Source organism: Brevundimonas sp. (assembly GCF_013823285.1).
GTDB lineage: Bacteria > Pseudomonadota > Alphaproteobacteria > Caulobacterales > Caulobacteraceae > Brevundimonas.
Map to the genome: position 1 here is coordinate 1 of NZ_PNLV01000140.1, position 5121 is coordinate 5121.

Sequence of the window (5121 nt, forward strand, 5' to 3'; positions counted from 1 at the left end):
CCCCGCGAACCGCTTCAGCGCCTCGTCGGTCAGGGCCTCGTCGTGGCGCATGGGGCCGGCGCCGGTGGGCTCGTCGAAGGCGTGGGTGCCGTCCACGGTCCAGCGCTCGATCTCCACATGGCCGCAGGCCGTGTCCAGCACCCGCTCGGCGTTGCGCACCGTGGTCAGGTGATCGCGCGCGGCGATGATCGCCAGGGTCTTCGGGCGGTGGCGCCAGGCGCGGAAACGGCCCGTCGCCGCCACGCCCACATAGGGATAGGCCAGAAACACCGCCTTCACCCCCGACAGGTCCGCCGCCGCCGGGTCGCGCAGCAGCATCTCGCCCGCCATTTCGCGCGGCGCGCTCAGGGCCTCCATGATGGCCCAGCCCCCGTGGCTCCAGCCCGCCAGCCCCAGCCGGGAGCCATCCACGTCGGGCCGCTGTGACAGGCCCTGTACCGCCGCCATCACATCCCCCGCCCGCGCCCAGCCGCGCAGGCGCACCCCGGTGCAGACGGTGGCCAGGGCGAAGGCCCGGCTCCATCCGCGCGCGCCGAAGCTGTCGATGATGAAGGCCCGGATCCCGGCCGCCTTCGCCGCCTCGGCGTACAGGGGCAGGTGATCCCTCAGGCCCCCGCAGCCGTGGAACAGCAGCACCGCCGGCCGCGCCCGGTCGTCGTCGGGGCCCACATGCCGCGTGTGCGGCTCCAGCATCGCCCAGCGTTCGGCGGTGGTGTCCATGGGGGTTCCTTCATTGGCTACACAGGCCGCCGCCCACCCTAGTCCGTCACCCCCGGGCTTGTCCCGGGGGTCCAGAAGCGCAGACAGGCGGATGCGTTCGCATCCATTTGATCCCACTCTTCCCGGCGCCCTTACAATGGCCGTCGGTGATCATGACGCGGGAGGCTATTTCAGACTATTCGGACAATTCAGACCCTGTTTTTTGGCGCCCGGAGTCTGAAATCTAGTGCCGGAAAACCCGGATCCCGGTGAAGGCCATGGCCACGCCCTTGTCGTCGGCGGCGGCGATGACCTCCTCGTCGCGGATCGAGCCGCCGGGCTGGATCACCGCGGTGGCGCCCGCCGCCACGGCCTCCAGCAGGCCGTCCGCGAAGGGGAAGAAGGCTTCTGACGCACAGGCCGAGCCCTGCGCCAGCGACTGGGCCAGTCCCTTGGCCTCGCCCGCTTCCTTCGCCCGGATGGCGGCGATGCGGGCCGAGTCGCGCCGGTTCATCTGGCCCGCGCCGATGCCCGCGGTCTGGCCCGCCCTGGCGTAGACGATGGCGTTGGACTTCACGTGCTTGGCCACGGTGAAGGCGAACAGCATGTCGCGCACCTCCTCGTCGGTGGGCTGGCGCTTCGTCACGATCTTCAGGTCTGCAGGGGTGATGCGGGCCAGGTCGCGCGACTGCACCAGCAGGCCCCCGGCCACCGAGCGGAACACCTGTCCCGGCTGCAGGGGATCGGGCAGGCCGTCGGTGATCAGCAGCCGCAGGTTCTTCTTCGCCGCGAACACGGCCCTGGCCGCCTCGTCGGCGCCCGGCGCGATCACCACCTCGGTGAAGATCCCGGTGATCAGCTTCGCGTCCGCCTCGGTCAGGGGCCGGTTGACCGCCACCACCCCGCCGAAGGCCGACACCGCGTCGCACTCCAGCGCCCGGGCGTAGGCCTCCGACAAGTCCTCGCCCACGGCCACGCCGCACGGATTGGCGTGCTTGACGATGACGCAGGCGGGCTCATCGAACTCGGCCACCAGCTCATAGGCCGCGTCCGCGTCGGCGATGTTGTTGTAACCCAGTTCCTTGCCCTGCAGCTGGCGGGCGTTGGCCACGCCGGGGCGGGTCTCCGAGGTGCGGTAGAAGGCGCCCGCCTGGTGGGGGTTCTCGCCATAGCGCAGGGTCTGGGCCAGGGTCCCGGCGATGGTCTTGCGGGCGGGGGCGGCGTCCGCCACCTGGCCCGCGAACCAGCCGGCGACCGCCGCGTCATAGGCCGCCGTCCGCGCAAACGCCCGGGCCGCCAGCCGCTTGCGCAGGGCAAGGCCGGTGGTCCCGTCCGCCTTCAGGGCCGCCACGGCCTCGTCGATGGACTCCCGGTCCACGCAGACCGCCACATAGCCGTGGTTCTTGGCCGAGGACCGGATCATGGCCGGGCCGCCGATGTCGATGTTCTCCACGGCCGAGGCGAAGTCGCCCCCGCCCGCGATGGTGGCTTCGAAGGGGTACAGGTCGATCCACACCAGATCGATGGGCCCGATGCCGTGCTCGGCCATGGCCTTCGCGTGTTCGGGCGCGTCGCGCACCCCCAGCAGGCCGCCGTGAACCACGGGATGCAGCGTCTTGACCCGCCCGTCCATCATCTCCGGGAAGCCGGTCAGATCGGCCACGTCCTTGACCGGCAGGCCGGCCTTCTCGATGGCTGCCCGGGTGCCGCCCGTGGACACCAGCTCCACCCCCAGCTCGGCCAGGGCGCGGGCCACGTCCTCAAGCCCTGACTTGTCGGACAGGGAGATCAGCGCCCGGACGGGTTTGACGGCGTCGGGGGCAGGCGGAAAGTCGGGCGCGGCGGGCATGGGAATCCGTTCTGGCGAGCTTGGGGGCGGGGGGAGCGGGAACGGCGCGCCGTTAACACGCGCCGCCCGGTTTCGCCACCTTCGCCGCGCCTTATCCCGCCTCGCCGCTGGCGCCGGCCGGGCTCATCTTCCAGCGGATCCTGGTCTCGGCGTCGGTGCGGGCCGAGCCGCGCAGGACCAGCTGCAGCGAGCGCCGGGTCAGGCCGTCCGCCACATGCACCGAGGGCTCGATGTCCACGTCCGGCGCGTCGCTCCGGAACCACCAGCCCCGGCCCGAGGCGCCGCGCAGCAGGATGCTGCGCTTGTCCCGCGCCAGCGACGCCTGAACCCCCGGCTCCAGATGGAAGCGGACGGCGTAGGGGGCGGCCAGCGGCCGGGCGGCGTCCTTGTGGCCGTCGGAAGGATACAGGCGCTCCTCGGCCCGCAATTCATCCAGCCGCTGGTCCAGATACAGGCGCCGTTGATGCTTCAGGCCATAGCGCGGGGCCCAGCCGTCGTGCTCGATCTCCAGCCACACGGCGCCCTCGGCGGCGCGGTGCTGGGCGTCCACATGGATCGTGGGGCCCACAAGGCGCGTGCCCAGCAGGTCCGCCTTCCAGCCGGTCAGAGGCTGGGCCATGGCCCCGTCGCCCAGACACAGGGTCGAGCCGGCGGGCGTCAGGCGCATGGCCTGGCGCTCGTGAGCGCGCGGGGTCCAGCCGCAGTTGGTGACGATGCGATCCCGACCGCAGATGATCTCCATGGCCCCGGTCTGGGCGCAGGCGGAGCCGCTCCACGGTCCCGTGGCGGGCGGCGCCGCATCGGCGATCAGGGTCAGCAGCGGTGTGTGCACCCGGGCGTAGCCGCCGGGGCCAATGCCCTCCATCGGGCCGGGGTCGTCCTCGTCGTGGGCGCGGGCGGCGGCGACCAGGGCCGGGTCCAGCGCCCCGCCGCCCTGAAACGCGGCCAGCCGCCCGTCGGGCAGGGTCAGGGTGCGCAGCCCCATGGTCAGCCGCCCGATGGCCAGGGCCAGCTCGGGCGGCGGCGTCTCGGCCAGCTGCAGCAGGACGTCGTCCAGGGTCAGCAGGTCGAGAAGAAGGTCAAGCCCTGCCTGCGGCGAGCGGCTGGCGTGGGCGCCGTCCTCGCGCACCGTGTGCTTGAGCGCGGAGGCCAGCTTGTTCAGGGCGCGCCGACGCAGCGAAGCCCCCGCCTTGCCGCCCAGGGCGCACCCGGCCACGGCGGCGGCGGTGCGCTGAAGCGCGTTCTCGGCCAGGCCGCCGGGCGGGCGCAGAAGCTGTCTCGCCTGACGCGCCAGAACATCGGCCAGCAGGGCGCGGTCCGCCTCATTGGCCACCGCCGCCATGCGCCGGGCCGCGCAGGCCAGGTTGAACACCCGCCGCGCCAGAATGTCCGGCTGCCACGAGAACGGCGACCAGTGCGAGAACACCGCATGCCAGCCCAGAGTCAGGCGCACCGCTTCGCGCGCGCCCTTTTCGCCGGCCAGCATCAACGACGGCAGCCAGGCGAACTCATGCAGGGCGACCGCGAACGCCCGGCTGGGGCTGGGCCGGTTCCAGGGATCCTCGGGACTTCTCAGGTCCATGGACACGCCGGACAGCATCATGCGTCCGCCCAGAAGGGCGCGGCCGATCTCGGCGTCGCTGGGGCGGAAGTCGCGCGGGGTGGCGGCGAAGCCTTCGGCGCGCGGCCACTTCAGGGTCTGGTGATAGCCAGGCAGGCCATACAGCTCGATGAACGACTGGCGCGTCAGCAGCCGCCCCGCGATGGCCGGAGCCAGGCGCCAGCCGCCGGGGCTGGGCGCAGCCTTCACCGGCGCGGGCGCAGGCGGGCGCGAGGGGTCGGCGAAGGGGGCGCTGGGCAGTTTCACGCGGCGGCCTTCAAAGCCTTTATGTTGTCTGCGTAGGCGTCGGGCCCGCCCTTGAACACCGACGATCCGGCCACCAGCGCATCGGCCCCGGCGGCGACGCAGGCGCCGGCATTGGCCGCCACCACCCCGCCGTCCACCTGAAGGTGCGCGGGGCTGCCCGCCCGGTCCAGAATGGCGCGGGCCCGCGCGATCTTGGTCAGGGCGCTGTCGATGAACTTTTGCCCGCCGAAGCCCGGATTGACCGACATGATCAGCACCAGATCAACGAGGTCCACCACCTCTTCAAGAATGCCCAGGGGCGTGGCCGGATTGAACACGATGCCGGCCTTCGCCCCCAGACCCCGGATTGTGCCCAGGGTCCGGTGCAGGTGGGCCCCGCTCTCGGGGTGGACGCTCAGGATGTCGGCGCCCGCCTCGCGGTAGGCCTCCAGCCACGGATCCACCGGCGCCACCATCAGGTGCACGTCGAACGGCAAGGTCGAATGGGGCCGCAGGGCCTTCACCACCGCCGGGCCGATGGTCAGGTTCGGCACGAAATGGCCGTCCATCACATCCACATGCACCCAGTCGGCGCCCGCGGCCTCGATGGCCGCCACTTCCTGGCCCAGCTTCGCGAAGTCGCTGGCCAGGATCGACGGACAGATCAGGGGAGTTTTCGCCATGCCCCGACTTACGGCGGGCGGGCATGAGGGGCAAGCGGCGAGGG

The 5121-nt window shown here is 72.1% G+C and carries 4 protein-coding genes; all 4 read right to left on the minus strand.

What is annotated here, in order from left to right; translation table 11 throughout:
- Nucleotides 1-720: prolyl oligopeptidase family serine peptidase (locus C0461_RS13310; RefSeq protein WP_292107683.1), on the minus strand; the 720-nt coding region annotated here is incomplete at its 3' end.
- 223 nt (nucleotides 721-943) lie between these two features.
- Nucleotides 944-2548, minus strand: a complete 1605-nt coding sequence (purH, locus tag C0461_RS13315) for a bifunctional phosphoribosylaminoimidazolecarboxamide formyltransferase/IMP cyclohydrolase (RefSeq protein WP_292107684.1) — start codon at nucleotides 2546-2548, stop codon at nucleotides 944-946.
- A gap of 91 nt (nucleotides 2549-2639) precedes the next feature.
- A complete protein-coding gene (locus tag C0461_RS13320) occupies nucleotides 2640-4415 on the minus strand; it encodes a heparinase II/III family protein (RefSeq protein ID WP_292107685.1) in 1776 nt (591 codons plus the stop codon).
- Nucleotides 4412-5077: a ribulose-phosphate 3-epimerase gene (gene rpe / locus C0461_RS13325; protein ID WP_292107686.1), complete on the minus strand. Its 666-nt coding sequence runs from the start codon at nucleotides 5075-5077 to the stop codon at nucleotides 4412-4414. Before rpe ends, C0461_RS13320 begins: the two co-directional genes overlap by 4 nt.
- Nucleotides 5078-5121: the final 44 nt, after the last annotated feature.